The following is a 17900-nucleotide window of genomic DNA, read 5'->3' on the forward strand; positions in this document are numbered from 1 at the left end:
AGCCGGGACAGGCAGTTATTTTGATGGCTATGTATCCCCGTTATTTGACGCAAGAAGAGGACAAATATACACAGGTCTTTATGAGTACCAAAATGGCGTATTGACCGTTGTGGAGCCGGATCAGCTTGCCATGTCAGTTGACTGGGCGGAACGGCTCTCAAAAATGAACAAACGCATTTTATTTGTGGGCAATGACCTGCCGCTTCATCAGTCTGTATTCCAAGAAAAGCTGGAATCACAAGCTGTTTTTGCCCGGATGACCGAGCATAATCCCCGCCCGGCGGAACTGGGGTTACTGGGACTGGATAAACCGGGAGAAGATATCCATACTTTTGTCCCGAATTATATCCGGCTGGCAGAAGCGGAGGCAAAGTGGCTGGAAAAGCAGGGGAAAATCGTAAAAGGATAGGAACAGAGATATGGAAGACACATTTCGTTTTCGTTATATGAGGGAAGAGGATATTGACCAAGTTTTAGAGATTGAACATGCGTCGTTTACGATGCCGTGGAGCCGGGAAGCTTTTTATAATGAACTGAACAACAATAAATTTGCTGTCTACATCGTTCTAGAACACGGCGATAAACTGGTCGGCTACTGCGGCGTATGGATTGTCCTCGATGAGGCGCATATTACGAATGTTGCCATTCTGCCAGAATACCGGGGCAGAAAGCTTGGGGATGCGTTGATGCGCCAATTGATGGCAACGGCGAGGGAAATGGGGGCCAGAAGCATGACCCTCGAGGTACGGGTCACGAATTATGTGGCACAGTCCCTTTATCGGAAAATGGGATTTCAAAATGGCGGAATTCGAAAAAATTATTATTCGGATACTCAGGAAGACGCCTTGGTAATGTGGGTGAATTTATAATGAAGGATCAATTAATATTAGGAATTGAAACAAGCTGTGACGAAACGGCTGTCGCAATTATCAAAAATGGACGGGAAATTGCTGCCAATGTGGTAGCTTCGCAAATCGAAAGCCACAAGCGGTTCGGTGGAGTCGTTCCGGAGATTGCTTCCCGCCATCATGTTGAGCAAATCACCATTGTCATGGATGAAGCGCTGCATCAGGCCAATCTAACAATGGCAGATATTGATGCCATAGCTGTAACGGAAGGCCCTGGCCTGGTGGGAGCCCTGTTAATCGGGGTAAATGCCGCCAAAGCTCTTGCCTTTGCCAATCAAAAGCCGCTTGTTCCTGTGCATCATATTGCAGGGCATATTTATGCGAACCGGCTGGTGACAGAATTTCAATTTCCGTTGATGGCATTAGTGGTTTCCGGAGGGCATACGGAGCTGGTTTACATGAAAGAGCATGTCCATTTTGAGGTGATTGGCGAGACGCGTGATGATGCGGCAGGCGAAGCCTATGACAAGGTGGCGAGAACGTTAAGTATGCCGTATCCTGGCGGCCCGCACATTGACCGATTGGCTCATGAAGGCAGTCCGACAATTGATTTGCCGCGCGCTTGGCTGGAAGAGGGCTCGTATGATTTCAGCTTCAGCGGTTTGAAGTCGGCTGTGATTAATACAGTCCACAATGCCGAACAACGAGGGGAAACGATTGCTCCTGGGGAATTGGCGGCCAGCTTCCAAGCGAGCGTCGTGGAGGTTTTGGTTACCAAAGCAAAGCGGGCTGTTGATCAATATGGAGTCAAACAATTATTGGTGGCCGGCGGCGTGGCAGCCAACAAGGGATTAAGGGAAGCACTGGAACAAACCTTTACCAAAGGTTCTGACGTGGAATTGGTGATTCCCCCTTTATCGTTATGCACCGACAATGCGGCTATGATTGCTGCAGCGGGCAGTGTCATGTATGAAAAAGGAATTCGAGCTGAACTGAACTTGAATGCAAACCCAGGGCTGGATATTGAAAAATTTAATTAAGTCCCTTCCAATCGGAAGGGTTTTTTTATTGTAGCCCCTGACTTCTGCGGGCGTACAGGGCCTGAAGAGCCCCAGTTAACACCTTTAGCGCCGAGGTGAGCCTGCAGGTTCGCTGAGCGACTGAGGCGGAAATCAAATTTAAAGGAGCATTATTGTAAAAAAATATTCTGGCTAAAACAATGCATTTTAATTAACCGTTTGTTTAATTTTAACTCTAGTTAACCAAACGTTTGATTAATATTAATTAAACATTTGATTAACTTTGGAAAACCTTAGAATCCTTCAGGGTTTTTGGAATAAATCAAACGTTTGTTTATGTTTAATTAAACGTTTGATTAAATTATCCCCCTTTTTTAAACAAACGTTTGTTTAAAAGATCATTGTGGATAAAATTCAGGAATATAAATGGTTACGGTTGTGGATAAGTGCTGAATTATGTTGATAATGTGGATATTTTTGATATAATCTGTGGATAATGTGGAAAAGTCGGTGGATTACTGTAGTAAAGCCATCCTTTGTGTGAATAAGCTTGTGGAAAAAGCAAACCTTCTATATCTCTATAATTTTATTTGAAAATATAAAAAAACCGGACAAATAGCCCGGTTGATCCACTTATTCCGCCAATTCAGCCCATTCTTCCATGTATTGATCCAGGTTGGCTTTGGCATGTTCATTCTTGCTATTAATTTCTAATACTCTTTCATGGTCCTGAAACACTTCAGGGTCGCATAATTGCTGTTCATAGTCTTGAATTTCTTCTTCTAATTGCTCAATCTTTTGTTCGATTTCCTCTAGTCTTCGCTTTCGTTGGCGTTCTAGCTTCTTGGTTTCTTTATCCTGTTGATAACTCGTTTTATCAGCCTGGTCATTGGCAACGGCCTTTTGCAAGGAAGCTTGGGCCTCCAATGCAGCGAGCTCTTCCTGTTCCAGCTTTTTATCCAAATAGTAATCATAATCGCCAAGATATTCGGTACCGCCCGTTGGACTAAGCTCTAATACCTTAGTGGCAATCCGATTGATAAAATACCGGTCATGGGAAACAAATAAAATGGTTCCTGGATACTCAACCAAGGCGTTCTCGAGAATTTCCTTACTGTCGAGGTCCAAATGGTTGGTAGGCTCGTCCAAGATTAACAGATTGGCTTTTTCCATCATCAGCTTGGCGAGGGCCAGCCGGGCTTTTTCACCGCCGCTTAATGAGGTGACGGTTTTTAAAACATCATCACCGGAAAACAGGAAGTTACCCAAAACGGTACGGATTTCTTTTTCCGGCTTGAGCGGATATTCATCCCACAACTCGTTTAAAACACGTTTATTGGAAGTTAAGTTCGCCTGCTCCTGATCATAATAACCAATGGAAAGATTGGTCCCATATTGGACAGTCCCTGCGAGGGGCTGCAGCCTTTTAATGATGGTTTTCAACAGGGTCGATTTGCCAATCCCGTTTGGTCCGACAAGGGCAATGCTGTCCCCGCGAAATACACGGAAGGAAATTCCCTCTGACACTTTTTCCCCATGATAACCGACCGCAAGGGAGTCCACCGTTAACACGTCATTTCCGCTCTGTTTTTCAATATCAAAGGAGAAGTTGGCCGACTTTTCATCGCCTGCCGGACGATCCATGACATCTATTTTCTCCAGTTTCTTGCGTCGGCTTTGGGCCCGTTTGGTGGTCGAAGCCCGTGCCAGGTTTCTTTGGATAAAGTCCTGAAGGGCGGCAATTTCTTGTTGCTGCTTTTCGTACAACTTCATGTCCCGTTCGTAATTGGCAGCCTTCTGATCCAGATAGGCGCTATAGTTGCCGGTAAACTTTTGCATTTGCCGGCGCGACAGTTCATAAACTTGGGTCACGACCTTATCTAAAAAGTACCGGTCATGGGAAACGATTAAAATGGCTCCGTCATATCCCTGTAAATATTGCTCAAGCCAGGAGAGCGTTTCGATATCCAGATGGTTGGTAGGCTCGTCCAATATTAAAATATCAGGTTTAGTTAAAAGCAGTTTGCCCAAGGCCAACCGGGTCTTTTGGCCGCCGCTCAGGCTGGAGATGATGAGCGACTGGTCATGAAAATTTAGTCCGTGAAGCACGGAACGGATATCGGCCTCAAATTGATAGCCGCCCTGCTCCTTGAAACTCACTTGGAGCAGATCGTACTCTTTAAGGATCCGTTCGTATTTTCCCTGATTGTTGAAAATATCAGGATCGGCCATTTGTTCTTCCAGTCTTCTTAACGACTTTTCCATGGTAAGCAGGTCCTCGAATACAGTCAGCATTTCCTCCCAAATCGACAGGTTCGATTCCAAACCCGTATTTTGTGCTAAATAGCCGATGGAAACATCTTTCGGTTTGATGATTTCCCCGCCGTCATGCGATAGATGGCCGGCAATGATTTTCAGCAATGTCGATTTCCCGGCACCGTTGCGTCCAACAAGGGCAACACGGTCACGGGTTTGTAATTCGAGCTTTATATTCGATAAAATAAGTTCAGCGCCATAATATTTTTCCAGTTGGTTCACTTGTAATAAAATCATATTTTTTCACCTCAATTACCTATAAATAGTGTACCTTATTCCGAAAAGGTCGGCAATAAACGGCGGGTTTTCGGGAATGTGTTTCTTTTGGAAAAAAAAATAAGCGATTTCGTGCAAAGTTTCACAGACAGAATCGTGAAAATATAGTATTATTCCTTTGGGAGGCTTTTTAAATGGCTGAATTTACTCATTTTAATGAAGAAGGCAGGGCAAAGATGGTGGACGTTAGTGATAAGCCGGAAACAGCTCGTACCGCGCTTGCCAACTCCAGCATTACTGTCAGCAAAGAGATTTACCAAAAAGTGACCAATAATGAAATGAAGAAAGGCGATGTCTTGGCAGTTGCCCAGGTAGCAGCTATCATGGCCGCCAAAAAAACATGGGACATTATCCCGATGTGTCACCCGATTCCTCTGACCGGAGTGAATGTTAACTTCTCATGGGAGCAACAGGATGCGGATCAGTATAAATTATCGATACAAACCGAAGTAAAGACCAAAGGAAGCACTGGCGTCGAGATGGAAGCGCTAACAGCTGCGTCGGCCTGTGCTTTAACCGTATATGATATGTGCAAGGCCGTCGATAAAGGGATGGTTATCGGTCCAACCTATTTAGTAAAGAAAACCGGAGGAAAAAACGGAGACTTTATTAGAGAAGAGATAAATCAATTAGAGAGGTGAGGAGTATGGCGAACGAGACAGCAAAAATACCACAGGCAACAGCAAAACGGCTGCCCTTATATTATCGATTTATCCAAAATTTGCATGCCTCCGGAAAACAGAGGGTGTCTTCGGCAGAACTAAGTGAAGCCGTAAAAGTGGACTCAGCAACTATCCGCCGGGATTTCTCCTATTTTGGAGCTTTAGGGAAGAAAGGGTACGGGTATAATGTCAATTATCTCCTGACTTTCTTTCGTAAAACCCTCGATCAGGACGAATTGACCAAGGTTGCCCTAGTTGGGGTCGGTAATCTGGGAACGGCGTTTTTGCATTACAATTTTATGAAAAACAATAATACGAAAATTCAATGTGCATTTGATGTGGATCCGAATAAAATCGGGACTTCCATAGGGGATGTTCCCGTTCACTCCATGGATGATTTGGAAAAATACTTAGTGGAGGAAGATATCCCTGTTATCATATTAACCGTTCCTGCTCCGGTTGCTCAACTAATTACAGACCGGCTGGTGAAAACCAATGTGAAGGGGATATTAAATTTCACACCGGCGCGGTTGAATGTGCCGCCGTCAATCCGGGTTCATCATATCGATTTAGCGGTCGAACTGCAGTCATTGGTTTATTTTTTAAAGCATTATCCAAATGCGAATGAGACAGAGGCAGAGGAAGAATAGGAAAAACAGGCCTTTTTTCGGAAAAGGTCTGTTTTTTTTTTGAAGGCATTGCTCAATATGGCTGTTGATTTCCACTTCAATCAACAGAGTAAAAAAAATCAGTGAACAAAGCATTTTAGAAAGAAATAATCATGCCGCCCTTACCGGCATATGTTCCCATCGTGGCCCCCATGTAGTTCACAATGACTTCTTTTGGATGGAATCTCTCGATAAGCTCTTGCTTAATCGCTTCGGCTTCTTCTGTGTTTCCGGTATGGGTAATCCCGAATACGGTATGGGAGAAATCGCTGCTTTGCTCTTGGATGAGCTCCATCGTCCGGTTGTGAAACCGTTTCTTGCCTCTAACCTTCTCTTTGATTTCCACTTTTCCACCCTCGACTCTTTCTAAAATCACTTTGATATTCAGAATCTTGGCTAACGAGCCTTGGAATTTGCTGAGGCGGCCGCCCTTAACGATATTTTCCAACGTATCTAAAAGGACCAGGATGGTCATTTTTTCACGATAATCGGTAAGCTCCTTCAGGATTTCGTCCATTGTCCGTCCTTGACGGGCGAGTTCCGCGGCGCGGATAAGTTGCAATCCATGTCCTAGCGATCCGGCAAGAGTATCAAACACCGTGACGTTCGCATCTGACAGGTCTTTGCCAAGCGAGGCGGATTGATAGGTACCGCTCAGGCCGGATGAGATGGTCAGGCAAAGCAGCTGGTCATCACTGTTGAATCGGCTAAAGGTTTCAGCAAACAAGGCTGGTGAAGGCTGAGAAGTTTTTGGCAGCTCATTGGAGTTGAACATTTTTGTAAAAAACTCATCCGGTGTCAGGTCGACCCCTTCCGAATAGGTTTCGTTGTTGATCATGATGGTCAACGGGACCACAGTGATATTGTATTTTTCGATTAAATGTTTCGGCAAATCAGCCGAGCTATCGGTGATAATTTTGATCATAGAGACCCCGTCCTTAACTTTGTATCTTTTATTTAAGTATAACAGTTAGTAGGATTGTATGTATTTTTTAAAATTTGAGCGATAAGTTTTTCTATACAAAATAGGGGGAAATGATTAAAATATATATAAACCTATAAAACAAATAAGAAAGGTCGGGATTAAAATGGCAGAAGCAGTTCGTTCAATCCCACGTCCGCTTGTGAAAACCAATCAGTGGGTGATTGTGATTAGTGTTCTCTTAACCTGGGTGACTGGTTATGAGTGGATTTTGTTGATCCCATTTACTGCAGGAATACTTGGTCTTTTATTCGGATTTAATCCGGTTATGCAAATAGCAAAGCTTTTTTTGAAGAAGGATCCCAAATCCTATATTCCGGAGGACTGGGAGCAGCAGCAGTTTAACCAAAAGATTGCCGTGTCTTGTCTCGGGATAGGATTTCTCAGTTTTGTGCTGGGCTGGACTACACTCGGTTATGTGTTTTCAGCGCTGGTGATGATTGCTGCATTTGTCGCTATCCTGGGATTTTGCATCGGCTGTTTTATTCACTACCAATGGAGACAATACCAGTATCGCAGAACCCAGCAACAATAGAGAGAATTTAGGAAGAGAGCTGTTTTTATGCAGCTCCTTTTTTAATGGCGAGCTGATCAGTCCTAATTATGTCATGAGGACAGGAAATAAAGAAATAAACAGGATGTTGTCCTCATGGAGCCGTCATGAGGACAGAAAAGGCAGTAATGAACGTAGTTTTGTCCTCATAAAGCCATCATGAGGACAAGAATCACGGAAATCAGCAAGTTTTGTCTTCATGAACCGCCCAGAACCTTACTATAAAGAAAATTCCCCATCCTGTTAAACCCCATCTTCATTCCTCACATTGACGTCTACCCTTTTCCCAGCTTAAAATAAAACTGAATATTTGTAAAATTTCCCAATAAGAAGGAGTGACATTCAATGAACATCGCTTCCCAGGACGCTGCCACAAGAGGAGCCAATTCTTATAGCTTTGATGAATTCCTCGAAAAGCGTGCCAGCCTTGACTGGTACCGGGACGAGCCATTCTTACAGAAAGCCGTCAAAAAATTCGCCGCATCCCAGTACGAAGATATCCATAAAACCCTGCAAACTTTCTCCCCAACTGTATCAACCAAATGGAATCAATTGGCCGAACGAATTGCCCGCCCTGAAGTCCGTCCCTACATGCTTCACTACGACGCGTTTAACCACCGGATTGATCGAATCGTCCGGCCGATGGAAACCCTTCAACTCGAACAAGGAATATTTGGAGAAGGCCTGTTTTCAAGCAAAAGGCATCCTTGGGAAAGCTTTGTCAAAAGAATGTTAATTCATCAGCTTGGAGAAGCGGGCGTGACCTGTCCGCTAACCTGCACCCATGGCTTAGTCGCCCTATTAGAGCAGTTTCCAAATGATGAAATCCCCGAGCTTCAAGAAATCCTCCAACATACAAAAGAAGGCATCAACGGGGAGTTTGCAATCGGTGCTCAGTTTATGACGGAAATCCAGGGCGGGTCCGATTTGCCGGCCAATGTATTGGAGGCGGTGCCAGAAGGAAGCCATTATCGGCTATATGGCAATAAATTCTTCTGCTCAGCTGCCCATGCTGATTATTCCGTGGTCACCGCCAAAATAGCCGGCACCACTAAGGTCTCCACCTTTATCGTTCCGTCCTGGCTTCCAGGCGATAAAGAAAAGGAAAAACGCAATAGTTACGACATCAACCGGATCAAATGGAAACTTGGTACAGCCGAACTCCCGACGGCGGAAATCCAATATAACGGAGCGCTCGCCTATCCAATTGGGCCTAAGGACAAGGGGATAGCTGTCGCAGTGGGAATTGTCTTAACTTTATCGAGATTAGAAATCGGCATTGCCTGTGCCGGCTTTATGCTAAGGGCTGCAAGAGAAGCCAAGCTCTATGGAGATTTTCGGACCGTGTTCGGGAAAAAGGTGAAAGACTATCCGCTCTCTGCCAGCAAACTAAAGAAAATCGAAAACGCTGCCCACAGGACAACCGCGGGGGCATTTAAAATCTATGACTCATTTTTAAAGCTGGAAAAGCCTCTAAATCCCGGGATTCATTCCGACCAGCCACTCGAAATTCGGAAAAAATTATTCAATCTAAGGGAACTTGTCTTGCTGCAAAAAATCTGTGCGACCAATGAAGGTGCGGAGATCCTCCGTGACGCAATCTCTGTGTTTGCCGGCCACGGGGTCATGGAAGAATTCTCGTCCTTGCCGCGGATTTTCCGGGATGTGGTGGTCAACGAACAATGGGAGGGACCGCGCAACCTGTTGTTAACGCAAATCTTTCGTGACCTGCAGCGCGTGGCCGACTGGTATCCGCCGAAGGATTTTGTGGCCGGTGTCTTAGAAGGTGCCCTGGAAGAGGTGATCAGGTCATTTTCCCATCAGCTTGAAGACCTATTACAAAAACCAGTCATCGGTGAGGTGAGTGAGGAATCCATGGAAGCCGCCGCAGCGTGGGATCAATTCTGTGACTCTTTCTTTAAGGCCTACCAGCAAGTGGCTTTAGCGGAAATACAATAAACTAGGGAAATTGGTGCAGGTTGCTGGCGCCATTTTTTTTTGAAATGGGTTTTACAAGCGTAACAGTGTTATGTTACACTGTGATTAAGAAAGGGGTTTTACTTATGAGCGAGGAGTTAATATCCAAAAAAGATTTATTGGAGCTTGCCGGAATTTCGTACGGTCAGCTGTATCGCTGGAAGCGAAAGGACCTGATTCCGGAAGAGTGGTTTATAAGGAAATCAACCTTTACCGGACAGGAAACCTTTTTCCCGAAAGACAAGATTTTGCAGCGGATTGAGAAAATCCAAACCATGAAAGAGAATCTTTCCTTGGATGAGCTGGCAGATATGCTTTCGCCAAATGTATCCGATTTACAATTAAGCAAAGACGAGTTATTGAAACGTAACATTGTTTCGGAAACAGTTATGAACATTTATATAGATATCGACAAAGGCGGCCCTGTTCTAGATTTTTCCCGCATCCTTGAAGTGTATGTTTTAGAGAAGCTGCTTCAGTCAGGGGAAATCAGCATGGATGAAGGGAAATTGTTGCTTCAGGTGATGAAGGAAAATCGGACTGTGATCAAGCAGAAGAGCTGTGATTTAGTGATCATGAGAAAACTAGGGATCTCTTCCTGTCTGCTGGTGGTCAACGCAGAAAGCTTTTACTTCGAGCCTGGAACAAAGGTTGCGGCCCAACTGAAGCTGATGGCATGTGCCGAAGAAATTAAATCGAAATTATGATAAAGGAGAATCAGTATGGAACTGAAAAAAAGAGGCGACTTGACACTCAATGGATTCGGCTCTGCCAACGGGGGCCAATTTGACCATGTAACGATAAACGGCACGGGAACGATTAACACAGATATTGATTGTTCAGAATTCGAATGCAACGGTTCAGGCAGCGTCAATGGAAATGTGATCTCCCATAAAGCGAAGATTAGCGGAAGCGGGAAAGTGAAGGGGTCGTTAGAAACCAACCTGTTTACGGTCGAAGGGACAGCAAAAGTTGGCGGCAATGTATTGGCCAAAACGGCAAAGGTGTCTGGTAAAGCGGTCATTGGCGGGAAACTGCAGGCAGAGGAAGTCAATATAAAAGGGAAGCTTATTGTGCAAAAGGATTGTGAAGCCGATCGGTTTAAAGCGGAATCCCATTTCTCTATCGGAGGGCTGCTAAATGCCGACTCTGTGGAGGTGACCCTTTTTGGAGAGTGTAAGGTGAAAGAAATCGGCGGCCAGAAAATTTTTATCAAACAAAAAGCTGCCTTCTTGGGATTATTTAAATCGCTTATCACCACACAGCTTGAGACGGAGTGTATTGAAGGGGACGAAATAGTGGTGGAAAATACCAAGGCAGCCGTCATTCGCGGAAACCATGTGACCATCGGACCGAAATGCCAGGTGGGGCTTGTGGAATATAAAGAAAACCTGACCATCGATAAAAAAGCCACCGTAAAAGAATACAGGAAAGTATAAAAGGGGGGAATCTTGATGAAGGCAAGTCACGATCTAAAAATTAATGGCTCGGGGAACTACCCTGGCGGCCATTATGATAAAGTGCGTATTAGGGGCGAGGCGACCATCGAATCCCATGTTGACTGTTCTGTATTCAATATCTATGGCACAAGTGAAGTAGTAGATGGTTTGCAAGCAGATTCGATAAAGGTAATCGGGGAAGCGGAAGTGAAAGGGAATTTAGAATCAGGTTCCATCCTCGTGGTGGGGAATATGGCCATAGAGGGCAGCGCCGTTCTAAACCAAATGAAAATCCTTGGAACGCTTGCTGCCGGGGAAAGGCTGCAAGGCGAAATGGCGAATGTGAAAGGAAGTATTTCCGTTAATGGGGATGTAGAATATGAAACTTTTAACCTCAAAGGCGGTTTTGAGATAAAAGGGCTGCTGAATGCGGACCGGATTGAAATCGGTCTCCATTTTGGTGAAAGTTCAGTGGCGGAAATCGGCGGGGAAAAAATTATCATTAAAAGAAAATCTTCCTTTCTTCCGTTTGTGAAGGATGCGGGACATCTGTCGGCAAAAGTCATCGAAGGCGATGAAGTTTCTCTTGAAAATACAAAGGCGGAGATTGTGCGGGGAAAGCTCGTGAAAATCGGCAAGGGCTGTGACATCGGCATAGTCGAATATACAGAAAACCTAATACAGGAAAAGTCGGCCACTATCAAAACGTTTAGAAAGGTATAAAACAAAAATCCCCTGGATCACATCTAGGGGATTTGCTCTATTTTTTCAATTGGTCTTTATATTTAAAATGAAAGGCGATTAGTTTGATACCGGAGCCAAAGTCAAAGGTTGCCAGAATAACAAGCAGGTAGCTAAAAAAGCCCCAGCCGTTCTCTTGGACATCGTCGATGGCAAAGAAGGTAAACAGACCGCCAATTAAAAAATAAATCAGACCGGAAACAAAAGGTGAACGTCTCATAAAAATCCTCCGATAAAGTTTTGCACCGCCTCAGCTTGCTTCGACAGTCTTTCTATATCATCCCGATAAACCGATTGGACCAATACAACCATGGTATTCATGGTCACATGGGCAAAAATCGGCACGATAATCCGTTTGGTTTTTACATAGAGAAAGGCAAACGTAAAGCCCATGGCCGAGTACAGGATCACATGTACCGGCTCCATGTGGGCCAGAGCAAAGATGACGGAGCTGATTAAGCCGGATATAAAAAAGTTATAACGTCTATAAAGGCTTCCAAAGATAATTTTCCGGAAGACGACTTCTTCCAGAATCGGGCCAAAAATCGAAGTGACCACAATCGCCAGCGGGAAGGTATTAATTAAATGAATAATCTGCTGCGTATTCTCTGAGCCCGTTTGGATGCCTAGTATCGACTCTACAATGGCAGCCGCGTATTGCGCAAATAGAGCCAGGAAAAATCCTAGGATGGCCCATTGGACCGATTGGCCCCAAGAACTGCCCATCGCCCTTTCGCTTTTCATTTCTTTTCGCAGGAGGAAAAGCGTAATGAGCAAGGCGGCCAGGAAACTAATGAGCAGCCAAACAGGAACAGCTTGCTGCTTGTCGACCCCGATCAAAGGAAAAACCAGCGCAAGCAGGGGAACTCCGGCAAGACTGGAAAATTGCATCCCGATATAAACCATTAATATAATCCAATATTCCCGTTTCAATCTTTCGTCTCCTTTAACCTTTAGTTTTCATATAGAAAGATAATCTTATACTCGTTTTGGATATGAAAGCTGTTAGATAGGTACTTAGGCAATTCTTTTTCATTCTACCGTTAAATAAGGGTAACTTTCAATTTTGAATGCTTTTTAAGGGGAAGCGAAATGAAACATTTCGTTTTTGCAGGAAAATAATGTATAGATTGGGATGTTCCTCACATACTTTATAAGGTGGAAAAAAACAGAATTCTTTTTAAAAATTTTATGCTTCGTACTTGCAAAAGATATTTAGATTCATTATTATAATAATTGTGTTAGCACTCATTAGTACCGAGTGCTAATAATGACCGAATAACATATTTGAGGAGGTTATTTGTATGTTAAAACCATTAGGTGATCGCATTATCATCGAACTAGTTGAAACAGAAGAAAAAACTGCAAGCGGTATTGTATTGCCAGACACAGCTAAGGAAAAGCCTCAAGAAGGAAAAGTAGTTGCTGTTGGTACAGGCCGTGTACTTGACAATGGTGAGCGCGTAGCACTTGAAGTTACTGAAGGCGACCGCATTATCTTCTCAAAATACGCTGGTACTGAGGTTAAATACCAAGGAGCCGAATACTTAATCTTACGTGAATCTGACATTCTTGCGATTGTTGGTTAGTCACGTCTCTTAAATAATTAAGCTTTTATATCATATGAGGAGGTTATTTTACAATGGCTAAAGAGATTAAATTCAGTGAAGAAGCTCGCCGCGCGATGCTTCGCGGTGTCGATACTCTAGCAAATGCTGTAAAAGTGACTCTTGGACCTAAAGGACGCAACGTGGTTCTTGAGAAAAAATTTGGTTCACCATTAATCACAAATGACGGTGTAACCATCGCAAAAGAAATCGAATTAGAAGATGCATTCGAAAACATGGGTGCCAAACTAGTTGCTGAAGTAGCAAGCAAAACAAACGATGTTGCCGGTGACGGTACCACTACTGCTACTGTTCTTGCTCAAGCGATGATCCGCGAAGGCTTAAAGAACGTAACAGCTGGCGCTAACCCAATGGGTATCCGTAAAGGGATTGAAAAAGCGGTGATTACTGCTGTTGAAGAGCTAAAAGCCATTTCAAAACCAATCGAAGGCAAATCTTCTATCGCTCAAGTTGCTGCCATTTCTTCCGCTGACGACGAAGTTGGCCAATTGATTGCAGAAGCAATGGAGCGCGTTGGTAACGACGGCGTTATCACCATCGAAGAATCTAAAGGCTTCACAACTGAACTAGACGTTGTGGAAGGTATGCAATTCGACCGTGGATATGTTTCAGCTTACATGGTAACGAACACTGAAAAAATGGAAGCTGTTCTAGACAATCCATATATCCTAATCACTGACAAGAAGATTTCTAGCATTCAAGAAATCCTTCCATTATTAGAGCAAGTGGTTCAACAAGGCAAGCCATTATTGCTTGTTGCTGAAGATATCGAAGGGGAAGCTCTTTCTACATTAGTAGTGAACAAGCTTCGCGGAACTTTCAATGCAGTGGCTGTTAAAGCTCCTGGCTTCGGTGACCGCCGTAAAGCTATGCTTGAAGATATCGCTGTCTTAACTGGCGGTGAAGTGATCACAGAAGAACTTGGCCGTGACCTTAAATCTGCAACAGTTGCTTCTTTAGGCCGTGCAGCTAAAGTTGTGGTAACAAAAGAAAACACTACAATCGTAGAAGGCGCTGGCGCTACTGAAGAAATTCAAGGCCGCGTGAACCAAATCCGTGTTCAATTGGAAGAAACCACTTCTGAATTTGACCGTGAAAAATTACAAGAGCGCTTAGCTAAATTAGCTGGCGGTGTAGCAGTTATCAAAGTTGGTGCTGCAACTGAAACCGAATTAAAAGAACGCAAACTTCGCATTGAAGATGCTCTTAACTCAACTCGTGCTGCAGTTGAAGAAGGGATTGTATCCGGCGGTGGAGTTGCGCTTCTAAACGTATACAATAAAGTAGCTGGTATCCAAGCTGAAGGTGATGTTCAAACAGGTATCAACATCGTTCTTCGTGCCATTGAATCTCCAGTTCGCACAATCGCTGAAAACGCTGGTCTTGAAGGATCTGTTATCGTTGACCGCTTAAAGCGTGAAGCAGTTGGCACAGGTTTCAACGCTGCTACTGGCGAGTGGGTAAACATGATCGAAGCTGGTATCGTTGACCCAACTAAGGTTACTCGTTCCGCTCTTCAAAACGCTGCATCTGTTGCGGCTATGTTCTTGACTACTGAAGCAGTTGTGGCTGACAAGCCAGAACCAGCTGGCCCTGCTATGCCTGACATGGGCGGCATGGGTGGAATGGGCGGCATGATGTAATCATCGCCCAAACCCCTTGATATATGAGGGTTTTATGTAAGAGGGGAGCGCAATGCTAACATTTTGCTAACATTTCTCTCCTAAAATTAGAGGTTTCTCATGAGTTGTGCAAACTTGTGGGAAGCCTCTTTTTTCATTTCTTTTGTTACGTGTAGATAGACGTTCTTTGTAATCGGGGAGTGACAGGCACGACCCTTTTGATGTAACTTTAGGTATAAATAAAAAGGAAATGGGTGAAAAAGTGCTAAGAATTGTCAGATCTCATTGCCCTAGATGTAAAGGTATATATTTTAAATTTGATCAAGAATATAACTTTGATCAAGGAAGTTGGATCACCTGCATAAAATGTAATCTGCAGATTTTAACTACGGAGTATAGAACGGTATATAGAAATGATGAAATTTTTGAAAAGAGTAAAATAGATGAGATTTTAAAAGATGTTGAAGGATTCTTGGAGATTGAGAAAAAAAGGGAAGAGGAAGAAAAGCAGGCTAGGATATCAAAAGAGATTCAAGAGGAAGAATACAGAAAGAAAAAAATTGAAGAATACAAAGAGAAAAAGATGCTAGAAGAAAAACTAAATCAACAAAAACTTATTTTAGCTAAAGAACAAGAAAAACTAAAACAGCAGAAACAAGAAGCAGCTAAAAAGCTGGCTATTAAAAGGTTAGAAAGTCTTTTCATCAATAATTACTTGAAGAGTAGACGAGTGTGGGAAACTGAACTATCAAACCTAATTAGTGAGGAAGAATTTGTTGAGTTGTCAGTCAACTTTGTGATTAGTTGGTTTTCAAAGCAGGGATGGAAAGTGCCAGATGTGGAACAGGCTAGGTGCATTACTGAATTATGGGATGATTTACAAGTTTATGCACGGGCAGGGAGCGGAAAGACATCTACTACGGTTAGTAGAGCAGCATTTTTAGTAAAACATTGTCGGGTCGACCCGGGTAAAATACTCCTTCTTGCTTTTAATCGTGAGGCTGCTGAAGAAATTAATAAAAGATTGCAAGAGTTTTTAGGAGAAGATGCTCCAAAAGCGATGACTTTTCATGCGCTTGCTCACGCAATTGTCCAACCTAAAGAAAAGATATTATATGACAGTGAAAAAAATGGATATGAAAAAAGTAAATTTATACAAAATATAATTAATTCATATTTATACAATCAAGAAAAATTACATATTGTTACAGATATTATGATTCGGTATTTTCGAGGTGAGGGTGGGGATTTTGAAAAACTTGAAGAACAGCTAAGCCCTAAGGAGATTGTTGAATATCGTCGTTCTCTCCCATATATTGGTTTTGATGGAGTTTATTATAAGTCGATGGGGGAAAAACGTATTGCAGACTTTTTGTTTGAACATAGAATACAGTATAAGTATGAATACAATTATAGGTGGGGTTCTCGAAACTATAGGCCTGATTTCACTATTTTTTCAATTAATAAACAAATAAAAGGGATAATTGTTGAGTATTTCGGAATGTTAGGAGACAAAAATTATGATAAGCAAATAATCGAAAAAAAACATTTTTGGGAACGTCAAAAGGGATTCAAACTATTGGATTTATATCCTGGACAAGCAGATTCATTTGAATTGCTCGACCAATCACTAGGGGAATACTTACGGAGTACCGGTGATTTGAAAAGAAAATTGACAGATAATGAAATATGGAATGTTATTAAGCCTTACGCTGTAGATAATTTCAGCAAAATTGTTAGTCATTTTATTGATCGTTGTCGAAATTCCATGATTTCACTAGAATCTTTAGAAGAAAAAATTCAAAACCAAAGTCATGCAATTTCAGATTTACAATTTGATTTTCTAAAAATCATTGTAAAAATCTATTCAATATATTTAAAAAATCTTCGAATAAAAGAAATGGAAGATTTCAATGGCCTACTAATGGATGCCATAAAACTTGTGAATTCTGGGAAAAGCAGTTGGGAAAGAGGTGAGGGTTCTGGAGAATTAGTCATAACTAAGTTTCTTTTTATTGATGAATATCAAGACTTCTCGATACTTTTTTACGAATTAGTAAAGAGTATTAAATTTCAAAATGAAAGCTTAAAATTATTTTGTGTTGGTGATGATTGGCAAGCAATTAATGGCTTTGCTGGCTCTGACCTTTGTTTTTTTAGAGATTTCCAAACGTACTTTCCTAATTCCAAGCGATTCAATATTTCTTCAAACCGTCGTTCCACTAAAAAGATTGTTAATATAGGGAATAATTTAATGGACGGTGAAGGCATCCCCTCCAAATCAGTTTCAAATGAAGAAGGGATTGTAGGGATTTCTTACCTAGATGAATTTAAGCCTAATCCTGTTGAGAAAGAGCTCTATCAAGGGGATAAAATAATTCCAGCACTAATCAGGATGGTGTATTTTTTTACAAAAAAGGGGCAAAGAGTAGCGTTAATAAGTAGAAAGAATAGTGGCTTACCTTGGTTGACTCAAAGTGTAAGCAAAAGTGGACATTTTCAAACTAACTTTCTGGGTACTATCAAGAGTGCGTTACCCAAAAACCAAAGGAATCTTGTTGCAATGGGTACGGCACATTCTTATAAGGGTAGAGAAGAAGAGGTAGTAATCTTGGTGGACGCAGTACATAGAAGTTATCCCCTTATTCACCCTAGCCACATATTCTTTTCAGTATTAGGTGAAACTGTAGAAAAAGTAATTTCAGAGGAAAAGAGGCTCCTTTATGTCGCAATGAGTCGTCCAACTAATGCTCTAATCATATTAACCGAAAAAGAGAATGAATCTCCATTTCTAGATGGGAATCTCAAATACATGTTATTTCAAGATAAGCTTGATATAAATAGACTGGAGTATCCTAAAGAAAAAGGATCATATTACATCATTGAGATTACTAAGGGAACTTATAATATAAGGCAATATCTAGCAGCAAACCAATATATTTGGGATTCAATGAAAAAGGCTTGGAAAAAGTCTTTTCCAGTAGATGCATTTACTAAGGAACGCCTGTTAAAAGAACCTTGGGTTAAATATGCCAATGATATCTTAATTCATGTTGAGGATGAATTTGGAAATAAAATATGTAGTTTTAAAATTAGTGGGGAAAATATAGTAGAAATGTAAACTATGTATATTTTCTATTAAGGTAACGATAACTACTAAGAGATTAAT

At 42.3% G+C, this 17900-nt stretch carries 17 protein-coding genes (1 of these 17 cut by a window edge); 13 read left to right on the forward strand and 4 right to left on the reverse strand.

All coding sequences use genetic code 11. The features are described from left to right. The 3 genes in view from tsaB to tsaD are tightly spaced (at most 10 nt apart) and all read left to right on the forward strand, a layout consistent with a single transcriptional unit that may run on beyond the window. Positions 1 to 409 carry the 3' portion of a tRNA (adenosine(37)-N6)-threonylcarbamoyltransferase complex dimerization subunit type 1 TsaB gene (tsaB, locus tag ACY8D0_RS22235; protein WP_462412659.1) on the forward strand. It extends 299 nt beyond the left edge of the window, so the window shows 409 of its 708 coding nt (coding positions 300–708); the start codon falls outside the window, past its left edge; it ends in the stop codon at positions 407 to 409. Between the two features lie 10 nt (positions 410 to 419). Next, positions 420 to 869 (forward strand): ribosomal protein S18-alanine N-acetyltransferase, encoded by a 450-nt coding sequence (gene rimI / locus ACY8D0_RS22240; protein WP_462412660.1) that lies wholly within the window; start codon positions 420 to 422, stop codon positions 867 to 869. After that, complete coding sequence (gene tsaD / locus ACY8D0_RS22245; protein WP_462412661.1) at positions 869 to 1888, forward strand: tRNA (adenosine(37)-N6)-threonylcarbamoyltransferase complex transferase subunit TsaD; 1020 nt, start codon at positions 869 to 871, stop codon at positions 1886 to 1888. The genes rimI and tsaD overlap by 1 nt, the downstream gene beginning before the upstream one ends. 612 nt (positions 1889 to 2500) lie before the next feature. Here the strand turns inward: tsaD and ACY8D0_RS22250 are convergent. Next, positions 2501 to 4420, reverse strand: coding sequence for an ABC-F family ATP-binding cassette domain-containing protein (locus tag ACY8D0_RS22250; RefSeq protein WP_462412662.1), 1920 nt, complete (start codon positions 4418 to 4420; stop codon positions 2501 to 2503). 173 nt (positions 4421 to 4593) lie between these two features. On the opposite strand from ACY8D0_RS22250, the gene moaC reads away from it, so the two are divergent. Further along, positions 4594 to 5100, forward strand: a complete 507-nt coding sequence (gene moaC, locus ACY8D0_RS22255; protein WP_462412663.1) for a cyclic pyranopterin monophosphate synthase MoaC — start codon at positions 4594 to 4596, stop codon at positions 5098 to 5100. Between the two features lie 5 nt (positions 5101 to 5105). Further along, complete coding sequence (locus ACY8D0_RS22260; RefSeq protein ID WP_462412664.1) at positions 5106 to 5771, forward strand: redox-sensing transcriptional repressor Rex; 666 nt, start codon at positions 5106 to 5108, stop codon at positions 5769 to 5771. A gap of 115 nt (positions 5772 to 5886) precedes the next feature. Here ACY8D0_RS22260 and ACY8D0_RS22265 read toward each other — a convergent pair whose 3' ends face one another. Then, positions 5887 to 6714: a DegV family protein gene (locus tag ACY8D0_RS22265; protein WP_462412665.1), complete on the reverse strand. Its 828-nt coding sequence runs from the start codon at positions 6712 to 6714 to the stop codon at positions 5887 to 5889. Positions 6715 to 6877: 163 nt separating this feature from the next. On the opposite strand from ACY8D0_RS22265, the gene ACY8D0_RS22270 reads away from it, so the two are divergent. The 5 genes from ACY8D0_RS22270 to ACY8D0_RS22290 all read left to right on the forward strand — a co-directional run bounded on the left by ACY8D0_RS22270 (position 6878) and on the right by ACY8D0_RS22290 (position 11463). After that, a complete protein-coding gene (locus ACY8D0_RS22270; protein WP_462412666.1) occupies positions 6878 to 7306 on the forward strand; it encodes a DUF4395 domain-containing protein in 429 nt (142 codons plus the stop codon). 363 nt (positions 7307 to 7669) lie between these two features. Continuing rightward, positions 7670 to 9283 (forward strand): acyl-CoA dehydrogenase family protein, encoded by a 1614-nt coding sequence (locus tag ACY8D0_RS22275; RefSeq protein WP_462412667.1) that lies wholly within the window; start codon positions 7670 to 7672, stop codon positions 9281 to 9283. Between the two features lie 104 nt (positions 9284 to 9387). Further along, entirely contained in the window at positions 9388 to 10008 is a 621-nt protein-coding gene (locus ACY8D0_RS22280) for a YhbD family protein (protein ID WP_462412668.1), read from the forward strand. A 15-nt stretch (positions 10009 to 10023) separates the two neighbouring features. Continuing rightward, on the forward strand, positions 10024 to 10740 hold the full coding sequence (locus ACY8D0_RS22285; RefSeq protein ID WP_462412669.1) for a polymer-forming cytoskeletal protein: 717 nt from the start codon (positions 10024 to 10026) through the stop codon (positions 10738 to 10740). A 15-nt stretch (positions 10741 to 10755) separates the two neighbouring features. Continuing rightward, positions 10756 to 11463 carry a cytoplasmic protein gene (locus tag ACY8D0_RS22290; RefSeq protein ID WP_462412670.1) on the forward strand — a complete coding sequence of 236 codons (708 nt, stop codon included), beginning with the start codon at positions 10756 to 10758 and terminating at the stop codon, positions 11461 to 11463. 37 nt (positions 11464 to 11500) lie between these two features. Here the strand turns inward: ACY8D0_RS22290 and ACY8D0_RS22295 are convergent, their stop codons facing one another. Next, on the reverse strand, positions 11501 to 11701 hold the full coding sequence (locus tag ACY8D0_RS22295; RefSeq protein WP_462412671.1) for a YdiK family protein: 201 nt from the start codon (positions 11699 to 11701) through the stop codon (positions 11501 to 11503). Further along, on the reverse strand, positions 11698 to 12414 hold the full coding sequence (locus ACY8D0_RS22300; RefSeq protein ID WP_462412672.1) for a CPBP family intramembrane glutamic endopeptidase: 717 nt from the start codon (positions 12412 to 12414) through the stop codon (positions 11698 to 11700). The genes ACY8D0_RS22295 and ACY8D0_RS22300 overlap by 4 nt, the downstream gene beginning before the upstream one ends. A gap of 371 nt (positions 12415 to 12785) precedes the next feature. Here ACY8D0_RS22300 and groES point away from each other — a divergent pair, with 371 nt between their 5' ends. The 3 genes from groES to ACY8D0_RS22315 all read left to right on the forward strand — a co-directional run bounded on the left by groES (position 12786) and on the right by ACY8D0_RS22315 (position 17852). Continuing rightward, positions 12786 to 13070 carry a co-chaperone GroES gene (gene groES / locus ACY8D0_RS22305; protein ID WP_462412673.1) on the forward strand — a complete coding sequence of 95 codons (285 nt, stop codon included), beginning with the start codon at positions 12786 to 12788 and terminating at the stop codon, positions 13068 to 13070. 53 nt (positions 13071 to 13123) lie between these two features. After that, a complete protein-coding gene (groL, locus tag ACY8D0_RS22310; protein ID WP_462412674.1) occupies positions 13124 to 14752 on the forward strand; it encodes a chaperonin GroEL in 1629 nt (542 codons plus the stop codon). Positions 14753 to 14981: 229 nt separating this feature from the next. After that, positions 14982 to 17852, forward strand: a complete 2871-nt coding sequence (locus tag ACY8D0_RS22315; RefSeq protein ID WP_462412675.1) for a UvrD-helicase domain-containing protein — start codon at positions 14982 to 14984, stop codon at positions 17850 to 17852. Positions 17853 to 17900 lie beyond the last annotated feature (48 nt).

This window comes from Neobacillus camarae (assembly GCF_054950115.1).